14 protein-coding genes and 1 pseudogene are annotated in these 16283 nt (G+C 59.9%); 8 read left to right on the top strand and 7 right to left on the bottom strand.

The window, feature by feature from the left end; genetic code table 11:
- Position 1 precedes the first annotated feature (1 nt).
- From C9383_RS22670 to C9383_RS22660, 3 genes are read left to right on the top strand one after another with little or no spacing between them, the layout of a single operon-like run.
- Positions 2 to 1810 carry a sensor histidine kinase gene (locus C9383_RS22670; protein WP_060754647.1) on the top strand — a complete coding sequence of 603 codons (1809 nt, stop codon included), beginning with the start codon at positions 2 to 4 and terminating at the stop codon, positions 1808 to 1810.
- Complete coding sequence (locus C9383_RS22665; RefSeq protein WP_090367471.1) at positions 1807 to 3183, top strand: sigma-54-dependent transcriptional regulator; 1377 nt, start codon at positions 1807 to 1809, stop codon at positions 3181 to 3183. The genes C9383_RS22670 and C9383_RS22665 overlap by 4 nt, the downstream gene beginning before the upstream one ends.
- A gap of 23 nt (positions 3184 to 3206) precedes the next feature.
- Entirely contained in the window at positions 3207 to 3662 is a 456-nt protein-coding gene (locus C9383_RS22660) for a YiiD C-terminal domain-containing protein (RefSeq protein WP_090367473.1), read from the top strand.
- A gap of 128 nt (positions 3663 to 3790) precedes the next feature.
- Here C9383_RS22660 and cysQ read toward each other — a convergent pair whose 3' ends face one another.
- Both cysQ and nudE read right to left on the bottom strand, forming a co-directional pair.
- Entirely contained in the window at positions 3791 to 4627 is an 837-nt protein-coding gene (gene cysQ, locus C9383_RS22655) for a 3'(2'),5'-bisphosphate nucleotidase CysQ (RefSeq protein WP_060754650.1), read from the bottom strand.
- Entirely contained in the window at positions 4624 to 5190 is a 567-nt protein-coding gene (gene nudE / locus C9383_RS22650) for an ADP compounds hydrolase NudE (protein ID WP_090367475.1), read from the bottom strand. The genes cysQ and nudE overlap by 4 nt, the downstream gene beginning before the upstream one ends.
- 87 nt (positions 5191 to 5277) lie before the next feature.
- Between nudE and yrfG the strand changes: the two genes are divergently transcribed.
- On the top strand, positions 5278 to 5940 hold the full coding sequence (gene yrfG, locus C9383_RS22645; RefSeq protein WP_090367477.1) for a GMP/IMP nucleotidase: 663 nt from the start codon (positions 5278 to 5280) through the stop codon (positions 5938 to 5940).
- A gap of 47 nt (positions 5941 to 5987) precedes the next feature.
- Here yrfG and lysM read toward each other — a convergent pair whose 3' ends face one another.
- Positions 5988 to 6428 (bottom strand): peptidoglycan-binding protein LysM, encoded by a 441-nt coding sequence (gene lysM, locus C9383_RS22640; protein ID WP_060754653.1) that lies wholly within the window; start codon positions 6426 to 6428, stop codon positions 5988 to 5990.
- Between the two features lie 230 nt (positions 6429 to 6658).
- On the opposite strand from lysM, the gene C9383_RS22635 reads away from it, so the two are divergent.
- Both C9383_RS22635 and C9383_RS22630 read left to right on the top strand, forming a co-directional pair.
- The gene (locus C9383_RS22635; RefSeq protein WP_090367479.1) at positions 6659 to 9007 is read left to right on the top strand and encodes an FdhF/YdeP family oxidoreductase; all 2349 of its coding nucleotides are present in this window, start codon (positions 6659 to 6661) and stop codon (positions 9005 to 9007) included.
- A gap of 200 nt (positions 9008 to 9207) precedes the next feature.
- Positions 9208 to 9690: a glycine zipper domain-containing protein gene (locus C9383_RS22630; protein ID WP_060754655.1), complete on the top strand. Its 483-nt coding sequence runs from the start codon at positions 9208 to 9210 to the stop codon at positions 9688 to 9690.
- 40 nt (positions 9691 to 9730) lie between these two features.
- On the opposite strand, the gene C9383_RS22625 is transcribed toward C9383_RS22630, so the two are convergent.
- The 3 genes from C9383_RS22625 to C9383_RS22615 all read right to left on the bottom strand — a co-directional run bounded on the left by C9383_RS22625 (position 9731) and on the right by C9383_RS22615 (position 13523).
- Positions 9731 to 10162, bottom strand: coding sequence for an acyl-CoA thioesterase (locus tag C9383_RS22625; protein ID WP_090367482.1), 432 nt, complete (start codon positions 10160 to 10162; stop codon positions 9731 to 9733).
- Positions 10163 to 10184: 22 nt separating this feature from the next.
- Positions 10185 to 12122, bottom strand: a complete 1938-nt coding sequence (locus C9383_RS22620; RefSeq protein WP_090367485.1) for a RecQ family ATP-dependent DNA helicase — start codon at positions 12120 to 12122, stop codon at positions 10185 to 10187.
- 225 nt (positions 12123 to 12347) lie between these two features.
- A complete protein-coding gene (locus C9383_RS22615; RefSeq protein WP_090367489.1) occupies positions 12348 to 13523 on the bottom strand; it encodes a tetratricopeptide repeat protein in 1176 nt (391 codons plus the stop codon).
- Positions 13524 to 13697: 174 nt separating this feature from the next.
- Between C9383_RS22615 and C9383_RS28465 the strand changes: the two are divergent.
- Together C9383_RS28465 and C9383_RS22605 are read left to right on the top strand one after the other, a co-directional pair.
- A pseudogene (locus C9383_RS28465) lies at positions 13698 to 13836 on the top strand (YhfG family protein).
- A 326-nt stretch (positions 13837 to 14162) separates the two neighbouring features.
- Positions 14163 to 14453 carry a hypothetical protein gene (locus C9383_RS22605; RefSeq protein ID WP_060754660.1) on the top strand — a complete coding sequence of 97 codons (291 nt, stop codon included), beginning with the start codon at positions 14163 to 14165 and terminating at the stop codon, positions 14451 to 14453.
- 246 nt (positions 14454 to 14699) lie between these two features.
- On the opposite strand, the gene C9383_RS22600 is transcribed toward C9383_RS22605, so the two are convergent.
- Positions 14700 to 16241 (bottom strand): phosphoenolpyruvate carboxykinase, encoded by a 1542-nt coding sequence (locus C9383_RS22600; protein WP_060754661.1) that lies wholly within the window; start codon positions 16239 to 16241, stop codon positions 14700 to 14702.
- Between the last annotated feature and the right edge of the window lie 42 nt (positions 16242 to 16283).

Raw genomic sequence — 16283 nt, 5'->3', positions numbered from 1 at the left:
CATGACTCCACCCCTTCCACGAAGACCTCGCTGGCGCAGCCTCGCCCTGTTGGCGTTATGCCTGGCCCCGCTGCTGTGGCCGCTGGAACACTTGGCCGAGCGCTATTACGGCAGCGAGTTGGCGGGTCAGAACCGGCAAACCCTCGACCTGTACGTGGCCAACCTGTTGGGCACCCTGCACCGCTACGAAGTCTTGCCGCAGATCCTGGGGGACCTGCCCGCCCTGCGCACAGCCCTGGATGCACCTCAGGTGAGCACCAACCTGGCCAACGCCAACCAGTTGCTCCAGGACGTCGCCGCCCAGGCTGGGGCGGAAGTGATGTACCTGATGGACACCTCCGGCAAAACCCTGGCGGCTTCCAACTGGGACAAGCAAGACAGTTTCGTCGGCCGTAACTTCTCGTTCCGACCGTATTTCAGCGAGGCCATGGCTGGGCGTCTGGGGCGTTTTTTCGGCCTGGGTACCACTTCGGCCAAGCGCGGCTACTTCTTTGCCGCCGCCGTGCGCGATGGCGAAAAGATCATCGGCGTACTGGTGGTCAAGGTCGACCTGGACCATACCGAAAGCCTGTGGGGCAATACACCGGAACAGCTGTTGGTGACCGACCACAATGGCGTGGTAATCCTGACCTCGCGCCCGCAATGGCGGTTTCGTGCCACCCGGCCACTGACCGCCGCAGAGCGTGAGGCGATTATCGCGATCCAACCTTACCCCACCCGCGACCCACAGCCACTGGCGCTGAGTGCCACGGCATGGCTGCGTCAATCCACGGCCATCGCCGAAACCGGCTGGAATGTGGAGATTCTCGCGCCACGCTCACTGATCAATCGCCCGGTGCGCACGGTGGTCGCCGTCGGTGGCGCGACGCTGTTGGTGTTGATGCTGTTGCTGGGTCTGATGATGCAACGTCGGCGGCATTACCTGGAGCGCATTGCCTTCGAAGCCAAGGCGCGCCGCGAGCTGGAAGCACGCGTGGCCGAGCGTACCAGCGATCTGGAGGGCCTTAACCGGCGTCTGAAACAGGAAGTACTGGAACGCGAGCACGCCCAGCAGGAACTGGTGCGCGCCCAGGATGACTTGGTGCAAGCCGGCAAGCTGTCAGCCCTGGGCACCATGTCGGCGAGCATCAGCCACGAACTGAATCAGCCCCTGGCAGCGATCCGCAGTTATGCAGAAAACGCCGAGATCCTGCTCGACCATGAACGTACCAACGACGCCCGGGGCAACCTCAAGCTGATCAGCGAACTGACCGGGCGCATGGCCTCGATCATCGCGCACCTGCGTGCGTTCGCCCGGCGCGACCGCCATGCACCGGAAAGCGTGGCCCTGCAGCCGGCGCTGGATGATGCACTGGCGTTGCTGGCCAAGCGGCGGCGGTCGATGGAAGTCGAACTGATCCGCGATCTGCCGGAGGCGACCTTATGGGTGCAAGCCGGGGAAACCCGCTTGCGCCAAGTGCTTGGCAACCTGCTGGCCAACGCCCTGGACGCCCTCACCGAAAAAGGCCCGCCGCGAAAACTCTGGTTGAGTGCCCAAACCACTGAACAGGGCGTCAACCTGTACATTCGCGACAACGGCCCCGGGTTCTGCATGGAAGCCCTGGGCCGCGCCAGCGAACCGTTCTACACCACCAAGACCCGCACCCAGGGCTTGGGGTTGGGCCTGGCGATCTGCGAAACCCTGATGCGTGCCTTTGGCGGCGAACTGCTATTTGCCAACCACAAGGAAGGCGGCGCGTTGTTAACCTTGAAATTGCGTGCCGGTTCGCCGGGCGTCAGTCTGCAACCGTCCGAGGACCGCAGTGTATGAGTATCGATAACCAGATTCAGGTGGTGTTGATCGACGACGATCCACACCTGCGTCAGGCCCTGTGCCAGACCCTGGACCTGGCCGGGCTGGCTGTCCTGACGCTGGGTGAAGCGACCGGCCTCACTGCGCGCTTGACGCGGGACTGGCCAGGGGTAGTGGTCAGCGACATCCGCATGCCCGGCATGGACGGCCTGGAGCTGCTCGCCGAACTGCACGGCCAGGACCCGGACCTGCCGGTGCTGTTGATCACCGGCCACGGCGACGTGCCGTTGGCGGTGCAAGCCATGCGTGCCGGGGCCTACGACTTTCTGGAAAAACCCTTCGCCAGCGACGCCCTGCTCGATAGCGTGCGCCGCGCCCTGGCGCTGCGCCGCCTGGTGCTGGACAACCGCAGCCTGCGCCTGGCCCTCAGCGACCGCCAGCAACTAAGCACGCGTCTGGTGGGGCACTCGCCACAAATGCTGCGCCTGCGCGAGCAGATCGGTGCCCTGGCGGCGACCAAGGCCGACGTACTGATCCTCGGTGAAACCGGCGCCGGCAAGGAAGTCGTGGCGCGTGCGCTGCATGACTTGTCGAGCCGGCGCAGCGGGCCGTTCGTCGCGATCAACGCCGGCGCCCTGGCCGAATCGGTGGTGGAAAGCGAACTGTTCGGCCACGAGCCCGGTGCTTTTACCGGCGCGCAGAAGCGCCGTATCGGCAAGTTCGAATTTGCCAACGGCGGCACACTGTTCCTCGATGAAATCGAAAGCATGAGCCTGGATGTCCAGGTCAAGCTGCTTCGCCTGCTGCAGGAGCGCGTGGTCGAGCGTCTGGGTGGTAACCAACTGATCCCGCTCGATATCCGCATCATTGCCGCCACCAAGGAAGATCTGCGCCAGGCCGCCGACCAAGGGCGCTTCCGTGCCGACCTGTATTACCGGCTAAACGTCGCTCCGTTGCGCATCCCGCCGCTGCGTGAGCGAGGGGAAGATGCGTTGATGCTGTTCCAACACTTCGCGGACGAAGCCGGCAGCCGCCACGGCCTGCCATTGCAGGAGTTGCAACCGGGCCAGCGTGCGCTGCTGTTGCGCCACAGCTGGCCGGGCAATGTGCGCGAACTGCAGAATGCAGCCGAGCGCTTCGCCTTGGGCCTGGAACTGGCTTTGGACAACACTCAGGACAGCCCTTCCACGGCCGTGCTCACCTCCACACCGGGCGGCTTGAGCGAACAAGTCGAACAGTTCGAAAAAAGCCTGATCGCCGCCGAACTGACGCGCCCCCACAGCTCCGTGCGCAGCCTCGCCGAGGCACTCGGCATTCCGCGCAAAACCCTGCACGACAAATTGCGCAAGCATGGCTTGATCTTCGCCAACCAGAGTACCGACGAAGAATGATCCACACACACCAAGAGGCCCACATGAACCGCGACAGCCGTTACCTGGAATCCGTGCTGCACCATGACATCCCCCTCACCCGGGAAATGGGTCTCAAGGTACTCGACTGGCAACAGGGCCAATTGGCGCTGCATCTGCCGTTGCAGGCCAACATCAACCACAAGAGCACCATGTTTGGCGGCAGTCTCTACTGCGGCGCGGTATTGGCCGGCTGGGGTTGGCTGCACTTGAAGCTGCGTGAAGAAAGGGTTGAGGATGGGCACATCGTCATCCAGGAAGGACAGATCAGTTATCCGCTGCCGGTCACAGGGGACGCCACCGTAGTGTGCCCTGCCCCCGAAGAAAAGGTGTGGAAGCGCTTCGTGGCGACGTACAAGCGCTATGGCCGTGCACGCCTGATGCTTGAAACGTGGATTGTGAACGAGGGCAGTGCAGACCACGCTGTGGCCTTCACTGGGCAGTACGTCCTGCACCGCTAGATGCTACGACGCAAAACTGAATGTGGGAGGGGGCTTGCTCCCGATAGTGCTGTCTCAGTAAACGAATATGTCGACTGACCCAACGCTATCGAGAGCAAGCCCCCTCCCACATTTTGACGTGTGAGATCTTAACGGCGGGCCAGGGCCAGCAATCGCTCACGCCAGGCTGCCTTGGCCGGCAGAGCCAGGAAGAACGGATTCAATAATGATTCCCGGGCCGGGTAACTGAACGGCTCGCCACTCAACTCCAACACTTCACCGCCTGCGCCTTCGAGCACACCTTGAGCAGCGGCGGTGTCCCATTGCGACGTCGGCGCCAGCCGCGGGTAGCAATCGGCACTGCCCTCGGCCAACAGGCAAAACTTCAACGAACTGCCGATATTGGCCAGCTTCAGCTCGCCCAACCCGGCGCTCAAACCGTCCAGCAGGCGCTCCTGCTCAGGGCTGGTATGGCGACGACTTGCAACCACCGTAAAGGGTTCGCCGACTGCCGGTGCCTCGCGCACCTGAATCTGCCTGGGCGCTTCGTTTACATCGGAACGCCAGGCGCCCAGGCCCGCGCCACCGAAATAACAGCGACCACTGGTCGGCATGGAGACCACGCCGAATACCACGCGGCCCTGCTCAACCAGCGCGATGTTGACGGTGAACTCTTCACTGCCGCCGATAAATTCCTTGGTGCCATCCAACGGGTCCACCAGCCACCACCGCTGCCAGCCGGCACGTACGCTCTGGTCTATATTCGCGTCCTCTTCGGACAGCACGGGAATACTCGGGTCCAGCGCGGTCAAGCCGGCCAGAATCAGATGGTGAGCGGCCAGGTCCGCCGCCGTCACGGGGGAGTCGTCAGCCTTGGAGGTGACGGCAACATCGGCCCGCCAGTAAGGCAGGATGACCTCACCGGCCTGGCGGGCCAGCTCGATCACAGGAGCGATAAACGGATGGCCCAGAAACAGTTCGCTCATACGATAAACGCTCCACGCTGGGTCAACAGGTCTCGCACCAGATACAACGCGGCCAGGGCGCGGCCTTCGCTGAACTGCTCGTTCTGTGCCAACTGCGACAGCTCGCGCAGGTTGACCCGGTCCACCCGCATCGGCTCTGGCTCATCGCCTTCCAGGCGCTCTTCGTAGAGATCGGTGGCCAATACCACCTGGATTTTCTGGCTCATGTAACCAGGCGACAGCGAGAGTTCGGTAAGGTGTTCCAGTTGACGCGCGCCATAGCCGGCTTCCTCCTTGAGTTCGCGGTTTGCCGCCGCCAGCACGTCTTCACCGGGCTCGATCAATCCCTTGGGAAGGGACAACTCATATTCATCGGTACCGCCGCAGTACTCTTCCACCAGCAACGCATGATCGGAATCAATCATCGCCACAATCATCACCGCCCCATAACCGGTACCGCGCCCCACCAGGCGTTCGTAGGTGCGCTCAACGCCATTGGAAAAGCGCAATTGCACTTCCTCCACGCGGAACAAACGGCTACTGGCGACTATTTCTCGGGCGAGAACGGTGGGTTTCTGGCGCATAAGCGGCTCCTTGGCGTGATCGGGTTACTATACCGTGGCTTTTCCGATTGTCTGTGTCGGATATCTTTACTTACATGAGACCACCCCATGCCCTCTTTGCCCTGGCACGCCATCGACACCGTCTTGCTGGACATGGACGGCACCTTGCTCGACCTGCATTACGACAACCACTTCTGGATGGAGCACCTGCCCCAGCGCTATGCCGAGCTGCATGGGGTGAGCCGCGCCATGGCCGAGATGGAGCTGCAGCCTCTGTTCGAGCGTAACGCCGGACAGTTGCAATGGTATTGCCTGGATTTCTGGAGCACGGAGCTGAACATTCCGGTGCGTGAGCTCAAGCTTGAAACCGCCCACCTGATCGCCTTGCGCCCGGATGCGGACACTTTTCTGGCGGCGATCAAACAGGCCGGCAAGCGCGTGATCCTGATCACCAATGCTCATCGTGATTCGTTGTCATTGAAGTTGGAACGCATTGAACTGGCGCCGTATTTCGAGCGTTTGATCAGTTCCCACGACTATGGCTTCGCCAAGGAAAACCCGCAGTTCTGGCACGCCCTGCACGCCGACATCGGCTTCGACCCGGCACGCAGCCTGTTTATCGACGATACCTTGCCGATCCTGCGCAGCGCCCGGGATTTCGGGGTGAGCCATTTGCTGGCAGTGAGGGAACCGGACAGCCGAAAAGGCCCCAAGGACACCGCAGAGTTTGCCGCCGTCGGAGACTACCGTGATCTGATTGCCGGCCTTTAACGCAATGAGGGAGGGGGTTGCCCCCCTCCCTCATCAGGCCCAGCCTGTTACTCAGGAATACGCAGCGTCTGCCCTGGGTAGATCTTGTCAGGATGTGACAACAATGGCTTGTTGGCCTCAAAGATCTTGTTGTACAGGTTGGCATTACCGTACACCGCCAGCGAGATCGCGCTGAGGGTGTCACCTTTTTTCACTACGACGAAACGGGCAGCCGCAACAGCTGGCCCGGATACAGTGATTTGATCATCCACACTGGCTACGCCGGCAATATTGCCTGCCGCCAGGATGATTTTTTCTTTCTCTTCCTGGCTGGCCACTTCACCGGTAATCGTGACCTTGTCACCGTCAACGGTGGCATGCACGTTCGGATTACCCAGCCCGACATCCTGGATATGCTTTTTCAGCTCGTCACTGGCGCTGGCATTACCGGGCGTCAGCAGATTGATCAGCTTTTCGCCTGCTTCCTTAACAAAACTGAGAATACTCATAGTGCGCTCTCCTTGGGATTTGGTTTCCAGATGCCCAAGACTAGACCAGTCCTACAGACTTGGGTTCCACGCCGACCAAAGACCCGTGATCGACGCCATCTATCAATAGATCAATACTGGCAATTAGACGCGACCCTTTGTCGCGCCTAGTCTAAGCCTAGATCAATCCGCTGGTAGCACTGCCGCAGAGTAGTACGCGCGGGTTTACAGCCCTGCGATGGAGACCCGCCATGAGCAATCATCACCAAGCCGACCAAACCCCTACCCCGCGCTACAAGCCCTATAAAGGCCCGGCCGGTGGCTGGGGCGCACTGATCAGCGTGGCGCAAGCCTGGCTGACCAGCGACAACGCGCTGAAAAACCTGCGCATGATGCTCAAGACCAACCAGAACGGCGGCTTTGACTGCCCAGGCTGCGCCTGGGGCGATTCGCCGGAAAGCGGCATGGTCAAGTTCTGCGAGAACGGCGCCAAGGCGGTTAACTGGGAAGCCACCAAACGCCGTGTCGACGCGGCTTTCTTTGCCAAGCACAGTGTCAGCGCGTTGCTGGAACAGAGTGACTATTGGCTGGAATATCAAGGCCGCCTCACCGAGCCGATGCGCTATGACGCCGAGACGGACCGCTACAAGCCCATCAGTTGGGAAGCCGCCTTCGAGCTGATCGGTAAACACCTCAACGCACTGCCCAGCCCGGACATGGCCGAGTTCTACACCTCGGGCCGGGCCAGCAACGAGGCGGCCTACCTGTATCAGCTGTTCGTGCGCGCCTACGGCACCAACAACTTCCCGGATTGTTCGAACATGTGTCACGAGGCCAGCGGAGTGGCTTTGGCCCAGAGCGTCGGCGTGGGCAAAGGCACCGTGACCTTCGATGACTTCGAACATGCCGACGCGATTTTCGTCTGGGGCCAGAACCCCGGCACCAACCACCCGCGCATGCTCGAACCGCTGCGCGAAGCCGTCAAGCGTGGCGCTCAGGTGGTGTGCATCAACCCGCTCAAGGAGCGCGGCCTGGAGCGCTTCCAGCATCCGCAACATCCGCTGGAAATGCTGACCAACGGCGATAAGCCGACCAACACCGCCTATTTCCGCCCCGCACTGGGCGGCGACATGGCCATCCTTCGCGGCATGGCCAAGTTCCTGCTGCTGTGGGAGCGCCAGGCCCAGGCTGAAGGTAAGGAAGCCGTGTTCGATCACGATTTCCTCAACGCCCACACCGCCAACGTGCTCGATTACCTGGGCCAGATCGACGACACCTCCTGGGATGAAATCGTCAAGCAGTCCGGCCTGACCCTGGTGGAAATCGAGCAAGCGGCGCGAATGTACGCCACAGGCAAGAACGTGATCATGTGCTGGGCGATGGGCATCACCCAACACCGCCACTCGGTGCCCACCATCCAGGAAATTGCCAACCTGATGCTGCTGCGCGGCAACATCGGTCGTCCAGGCGCCGGCCTGTGCCCGGTGCGTGGCCACAGTAACGTGCAGGGCGACCGCACCATGGGCATCAACGAACGCCCACCGGTGGCCTTCCTTGATGCTCTGGAGCGCCGCTTCCAGTTCCAGGTGCCACGCACCAACGGTCACAACGTGGTCGAAGCGATCCACGCCATGCTCGAAGGCCGTTCCAAAGTGTTTATCGGCCTGGGCGGCAACTTCGCACAAGCCACGCCAGACAGCCTGCGTACCTTCCAGGCCCTGCGCAACTGCGACCTGACGGTGCAGATCAGCACCAAGCTCAACCGCAGCCACCTGATGCACGGTAAGGATGCGCTGATCCTGCCATGCCTGGGCCGTACCGATATCGACATCCAGGCCAACGGCCCGCAAGCGGTCACCGTGGAAGACTCGTTCAGCATGGTTCACGGCTCCAATGGCCAGCTGCAACCGTTGTCGAAGTTGATGAAATCCGAACCTGCGATCCTGGCCGGTATCGCCGCCGCTACCCTGGGCAGCAAGCCGGTGGATTGGAACTGGCTGGTGGCAGACTACGGACGCATTCGCGACCTGATCGCCGACACCATCCCGGGCTTCAAGGACTTCAACGAAAACATCAAGCATCCGGGCGGTTTCTACCTGGGCAACGCTGCCGGCGCGCGTCGCTGGAACACCTCTTCGGGGCGCGCCAACTTCCGTCCGAATATCCTGCCTGAAGACCTGATTCACGAGCGCACCCATGCGACCGGCCGCGTGCCGGACCTGATCATGCAGTCAATGCGTTCCCATGATCAGTACAACACTACTATTTACGGCCTGGATGACCGCTACCGTGGGGTGAAAGGCCAGCGTGACGTGCTCTTTGTCAACGAAGCCGACATCATCCGCCTGGGCTTCAAGCCAGGGCAGAAGGCCGACATCGTGTCGCTGTGGGAAGACGGGCGTGAGCGCCGTGTGAAGGGCTTCACCTTGCTCGCATTTGATATTCCGGCAGGGCAGGCAGCCGCTTACTACCCGGAAGTGAACCCGCTGGTGCCATTGGAAAGCACCGGGGATGGCAGCCATACACCGACATCGAAGTTCGTGGCTATTTCCCTGGAGGCGGCGAGTGACGACGGCCTGATCATGGCGCACTCGGCATAAATTCCAGGCACAAAAAAGGCCGCTTTTGCATAAAAGCGGCCTTTCCCAAGTAGCTAAAGACTCACAAAAAAGACTTAAGTTCCCCAGTAAAAACAGTAAGTTATAGAATTGTGTACAACTCGTGCTACTGGTCGGATTTCTATTGTCACAGTATCGATACAGCCCCAAGATCGCCCCGTCATCCTCTTGAGGTCTCCCTAATGAAGTTCTCCTCGATTCTCTTGTTGTCCCTTGGCCTGGTCAGTGGCGCAGCCATGGCCGGTGGCACCGCCGAAGCAGGCGTGGGCGGCGCATTGGGCGGGGTTCTAGGTTCGGTTGTTGGCCAGCAGCTAGGCGGCAACACCGGTTCGACCATCGGTGCGGCATTGGGCGGCGCAGGTGGCAGTGCGGTCGGCGCCGACAAACGCAGCCGCGGCGAAGCCGCCATTGGTGGCGCACTGGGCGCAGCAGGCGGCAACGTGGTTGGCCGCAGTGTCGGCGGCAGCACCGGTAGCCTGATCGGCGCAGCAGCCGGTGGCGGCGCAGGTGGCGCACTGGGCAACTACATGGGCAACAAGAGCGATGACGAAGACCGCCATTACCGTGGGCGTGACAACCGTCGCTACGACCGTGATGACCATCGCGGGCGCGGTCACGCTTATGGGCATCGCAAGAACAAGCATCACCACCGTTATGATGATTGATAAGGCCTGAAGCCTTCGTCCCGGGTGTAGGCGTGCGCGCCTACACCACCAAGCGCTGCAACGCCTCTCGCAACATCCCCGGAATAGTGACCGGCTGGTTCGAATCTCGATCCACGAACACATGTACAAAACGCCCCGCCGCGCAGGCGTCCTCCTCGCCCGCCTTGAACACCGCCAATTCATACTGCACTGAGCTATTGCCCAACTTGCCCACCCGCAAGCCGACGTCAATGCGTTCGGGAAAGGCAACCGACGCGAAATAGTCGCACGCAGAACTCACCACAAATCCCACCACTTCACCGTCATGAATATCCAACCCTCCCTGTTCGATCAGGTAGGTATTCACCGTGGTGTCGAAGAAGCTGTAATAGGTGACGTTGTTCACATGGCCGTACACATCGTTGTCGTGCCAACGCGTGATAATCGGTTGCAAGTGTGGGTAGTCGGCACGTGTTGGCACTGAATCAGGCATGGGCGGGTCTCGTGAAGTGAATTTACAGGTGCTTCAGATGGGCTTCGGCCCATTCGCGCACTTCGGCGTAAGGGTAATCCTCCAGCGCAGCAAAGCCCGGGATACCCCGCGCCTTCAATGAATTGAACAAGGGCACGCTGATACCACCGAGAAACCGCGTCAACCGCTCGGAGCCGGGCAATTGGCCCGTCAATGCATGATGCCTGTGGATAAAATCCCCGCACAGCTCCATGAAATTTTTATCCACAAGGGGAGGTAAGCTTGGCGGTGGCGGAAGGTGCGCCACACGGCCGTGGCATACCGAACAGTGCCCGCAACGTTGAGGGGCGTTTTCGTCGCCAAAATATTCGGCCAGGCGCTGCCCCAGGCAGTGTCCGGTGGCGAACAGATCCAGCATGGCGTGAATCCGCGCCACCTCGGTAACCTCGTGCTGCTTGAAGCCTGTGTATAACTCGGCGCTCAACGCCTGTGGATCAAAGTCGGTATCGAGCAGGCTGTAGACCTCGGTCATCTGCTTGCTTTCGAGTTCGATCAAGCCTTGCTCCTGAAAGTAATCCAGGGCTTTCACCACTCGATTGCGCTCGGCGTTGTGCTGCTGATACAGCCTGTCAAAATCCACCGTTGCCCAGGTTCGCGCACGCTTGCACACCTCGATGATCGCCGCGACGAACTGTTGTCGCTCCCCCGAAAACCGTGCCAGCAACGCCTCAGGTTCGACCAGGTATTTGAAACGGTATTCAGCATAGAACGCGTAGCGCGGCGCAATCACACCCTTGAGTTCCAACTGCACCAGCAACGTCTTGAGCGGCAACTCGCGGATATTGCTGTGCTCCGACAATGACCTCAGCAAAAACTCCCATTGCCCCTCTGGCCGCGCCGCGTGCAATGCCTCCAGCACACGCAGAATGCCCTCTTGCTCGGGTGTATCACCGTAGACGAAATTCTCCAGCACATTGAGGCTGTCGCGGTTAGCCAGTACCAGGCAGTCGGAGGCTTGAGCGTCGCGCCCGGCACGGCCGATTTCCTGACTGTAGTTCTCAATGGACTTGGGCAAGTCGAAGTGCACCACATTGCGGATATCACTTTTGTCGATGCCCATGCCAAACGCGATGGTGGCGACGATGCAATTGGAGCGTCCGCCCATGAAGCGTTGCTGGATGCCCTCACGTCTATCGTGGGGCAAACCGGCATGGTAGGCCTCAGCCTGGATGCCATTGCGATTCAGGTGCTCGGCAATCTGCTCGGCGGTCTTCTGCAGGGTGACATAGACGATACTCGGTTGGTTGGCGCGCTCGCCCATCCACTCGACCAAACGCCGACGCTTGTCGGGGCCGCTTACCGGCTCCACCAGCAAATTGAGGTTGGGCCGGTAGAAACCAGTGGTCACCACATCCTGCGGTGCAATGCTGAACTTGGCCTGCATGTCGGCAATCACCTTGGGCGTGGCCGTGGCCGTCAGCAGCAGCGCCTGTGGGATATTGAACTGCCGTTGGTAGTCTGGAAGCTTCAAATAGTCCGGGCGGAAGTTATGGCCCCACTCCGAAATACAGTGCGCCTCGTCCACCACCAGCAGAGAGATCTGCACGCTTTGCAGGAAATTACGAAAACGCTCGTTCTTCAAACGCTCCACGGAAATCATCAGGATTTTCAGCTCGCCCGAGCGGGCACGGGCCATTACCTCATTGGCCTCATCGCGGCTCTGGGCCGAGTCGATACTGCCGGCTGAAATCCCGTGACGCTGCAGGAAGCCCAATTGGTCCTGCATCAACGCCAACAACGGCGACACCACCAATGTCAGATGCGGAAGCAGCACGGCCGATAGCTGGTAACACAAGGACTTGCCCGACCCTGTAGGGAAGATCGCGGCTGCCGAACGGCCGGCCAGCACGGCCCTGACCGTTTGTTCCTGGCCCGGGCGGAACTGTGGATAACCGAAGACCTGTTGGAGGGTGTCGTGCATAGGCTGTCACTCCATTGACTGCTGAGTTGGCTGAAAAACATAGCCTGTGAATCTCAGCGAATCGAGAAAGGTCGCAAGTAAAAAGAGACAGGATGATACATGGGGTCAGGGATGGCCCAGGGCCGAAGGGGGAATAATCCGAGGTGCCGGCAGGAAAGATACAGATCCAAATGTGGGAGGGAGCAAACCCCACCCCACATTCTTAGTTCTACAGCAGGGGCTGAATCAGCGGTTCTGTACCCGCTCGATCGCCGAGTCATACACCGGGTTGGCCTTCTGCTCCTTGGCTAACTGGTAGTGACGCAAGGCGTCCGGGAACTGCCCTGCAGCTTCGTAGATGCGCGCAATGTTGTAGTAGGCCCCTGCACGCACGGTTGCAGCATTCGCACCGGTAGCCAGGGCGATAGCCTTGCGGTTGGCCCAGATCGACTCGGCGGTGTTACCGGCCTTCTGATACGCCAGGCCCAGGTTGCCATAGGCTTTACCGAAGCCGTTATCCAACTCGATGGCTTGACGGAACAGCTCGATGGCCTGGTCCAGATTACCTGCCTGGTAGGCTGCTTCACCCTGCACGTTCAGACGCTTCGCATCGGTTTGTGCGGAAGAACTGACGGCCACCGCGGTCACTGCAACGCTGTCATCCAGCAACGCTTTGACTTCGTTGAGGACGTTCGGAGCATCGACTTGCACACCACTGAAATTGTTGATGTCCTGGAAATCACCGCTACCGGTCATGCGGAACACCGTCCACAAGTTACCGCTACGGTTCTTCGGCACGTAGTAGGTGCGTACCAGGGATTGGCCCATGTATACGAACACCTTGGCCTCACTGTTGGACAGCTGGCGAGAGCCTGGATTGCCGCTATTGGTGAAGTCATGCACGGCGTAGACATAACTTTCGCCGTAGTGCTTTTTCTGCAAGGTGATGGTTTCCGGGCCGTAGCTGTCGGTGTCATCCACATCCAGTTCGGCGTCGGTGCCTTTCTGGTTGCCGAAGAAGATATTGTTACCAGGGAAGATCATGTGAGAGTCGAGGTCTTCCGGGGTTTTGCCCCAGGTCAGCACGACCCGCAGGCCGTCGAGATTTTCCATGACCGGGCTGATGGCGTAGGTCATCCCTGCGCAAGGACACTTCACCACCAGATTCGAGTAGCCGGCTTTTTTGATGATCAGCAGGTTGGACGCATCGTCGGCCGCTTCGCTGGTCAGTGTCACCTGGCCCTGGGCGTTGGTACGGCCCACGACGTTTTGCGCACCATTACGCTGCAACAGCACTTCGGCATCGGCAATCTTCTGGTCCTTGACCACCGCACTGAGCACCTCAATCGGCAATTGCTCGGCTTGAATTGAAAACGCCACTGCACACAATGACATCGCCGAGGCGACACGAAGCAAACCCATGCTTAACTCCCTTTAAGTGGTGGGCGGAATCGCCCTACGAGATTTTGCGGTGAAACATACGCTGAATTCAGACTGCTTGCGTTTTTTTTATACAGAATGTGACGTGGTTTTTATCCCGCCTGCACACTGAAACATTGCGCGACAGTCATGCCTTACCGCCCAGAAGCACAACGCGTGAGCGAACTGACGTTTGAGCAAAAACACGATCATTGCCACAAGGCCCGCCGTCGCAATTACCTGGCCGGCAAACATCGACAATCCTCTGCCGACCCGTGAAGCCGTCCTCGCCAAGTACCGCAACACCCCGTGCTGATGCTCGACGAAATACTCCTGCCTGACCGGAGCATGAACCATTAAACCCTCTGTTTATTGCCCGAGAACCCACTCACTTCTAAGGTTCACTCCGTCGCTGCCAAATCAGCGACCGGGTTTGGTCACCCGAAAAACAGCACACATAAGTGCCATCACTTACTCTTCGAACGTCTATCGTCTCGTATCGCAGTGCTATGGCGGCTGTGTGGGGGACGTCTTCGGACGTGTCGGAGTGCTGTTTCCGGCTGGCCAACCCGCGCACAGTCCGCCACCCACCGTTTGGCCACGGGGATGTCGGTTACCTAACAGCAAACCGAGTACCGTCAAATGCAAATACCTGAAACGATGGACCGCTATCGTCAGCTACGCACTAATTTCACCGATACCCATCCGCTTATCATCGATACGCAAGCCAAGGCGGAAGACATCCAGTCCGCCGCCCATCAACGCATTCGCGCAGCCACGGATCTGCTTGAAACCTTCTCCTGCCTGACCTTCGAACACGCCGACCTCAAAGACATTTCCCACATCACCAATGCCCTGTACCTGCTCGTACAAGACGGCTGCGATCTGCTGGAAGCTGTGCAACACGTTCAACTGCAACCCGCACAACCGTAAATCTAAGCGACACCCCGTGTAGGAGCGAGCTTGCTCGCGAAAATCGTCAACAATGACGCAGTAAACCAGAAGGCGCGCGGCCTCCTTTGGTTTTTCGCGAGCAAGCTCGCTCCTACATTGACCAGTGTTGCCTGTTGAATCACTTCAGGCTCGGCCGGCAAAGGCTATGGCTTACTCCTCACCGCCCCCGCCTTTCGCGCACAAAAAAGCCGCCTGCAAGAGGCGGCTTTCTCACATCAACGAATCTTACAACTTAGGCCCTGCAGCCTTGATCGCATCGCTCACTTCAAACTTCTTGAAGTTCTCGATGAACAGGCCGGCCAGTGCCTTCGCCGCTTCGTCGTATGCAGCTTTGTCGGCCCAGGTGTTACGTGGGTTCAACAGGCCGGTTTCAACGCCCGGTACGGCCAGTGGCACGTCGAGGTTGATGGTGTCGAGGTGCTCGGTTTGCGCACCAATCAACGCGCCGCTCTGGATCGCTGCAATCACACCGCGAGTGGTCGGGATGTTGAAGCGCTTGCCGACGCCATAACCACCACCGGTCCAGCCGGTGTTGACCAGGTAGACCTTGGAGCCGAAGCCACGGATGCGCTTGATCAGCAGTTCTGCGTATTCACCGGCCGGGCGTGGGAAGAACGGCGCGCCGAAGCAGGTGGAGAAGGTCGACTTGATGCCGCTGCCGGAACCCATTTCGGTCGAGCCCACCAGAGCGGTGTAGCCGGACAGGAAGTGGTAGGCCGCTTGCTCTTCGCTGAGGATGGACACTGGCGGCAGCACGCCGGTCAGGTCGCAGGTCAGGAAGATCACAGCGTTTGGCTCGCCGCCCAGGTTCTTCTCGGAACGCTTGGCCACGTGCTCCAGCGGGTAGGCGGCGCGGCTGTTCTGGGTCAGGCTGACATCGGCATAGTCGGCGTGCTTGGCGTCGTCGATCACGACGTTTTCGAGCACGGCACCGTGCTTGATGGCTTTCCAGATAACCGGCTCGTTCTTCTCGGACAAGTCGATGCACTTGGCGTAGCAACCGCCTTCGATGTTGAACACCACGCCTTCGCCCCAACCGTGTTCGTCGTCACCGATCAGGTAACGGCTTTCGTCGGCGGACAGGGTGGTTTTACCGGTGCCCGACAGACCGAAGAACAGGGTCACGTCGCCGGCTTCGCCGATGTTGGCGGCGCAGTGCATCGGCAGTACGTCGGCGGCCGGCAACAGGAAGTTCTGCACCGAGAACATGGCTTTCTTCATTTCACCAGCGTAACGCATGCCGGCGATCAGCACTTTTTTCTGTGCGAAGTTGAGGATCACGCAACCGTCGGAGTTGGTGCCGTCACGCTCTGGCACGCACTCGAAGTTGGCTACGTTGAGCACCTGCCACTCTTCACGACCGGCCGGGTTGTACTGGGCCGGGTTGATGAACAGGCAACGACCGAACAGGTTCTGCCAGGCAGTCTGGGTGGTCATTTTCACGGGCAGGTAGTGATCGTGCGCAGCACCGACGTGAACGTGGGAAACGAAATGCTCTTGCGCATTGTTGAAGGCTTCGACACGCGCCCACAGGGCGTCGAACTTGTCGGCCGGGAACTTGCGGTTGATCGGGCCCCAGGCGATGGCGTCCTGGGTGGAAGGCTCTTCAACGATGAAACGATCGACTGGCGAACGGCCGGTACGGTGACCGGTTTCTACGACCAGCGCGCCAGTATCGGCAAGCACGCCTTCACCGCGCTGCAGGGCTTCTTTGACCAGATCATCAACACTCAGATCGGTGTATACAGCGTTATTGGCTTGCGTCATGAGGTTCCCCGTCGGCCTGTAGCCGAGTGCTCCAAACGTTTT

Source organism: Pseudomonas palleroniana (genome assembly GCF_003031675.1).
GTDB lineage: Bacteria > Pseudomonadota > Gammaproteobacteria > Pseudomonadales > Pseudomonadaceae > Aquipseudomonas > Aquipseudomonas palleroniana.
The sequence above is the reverse complement of the archived record's forward strand: the minus strand, read 5'-3'. Positions and strand labels throughout refer to the sequence as shown.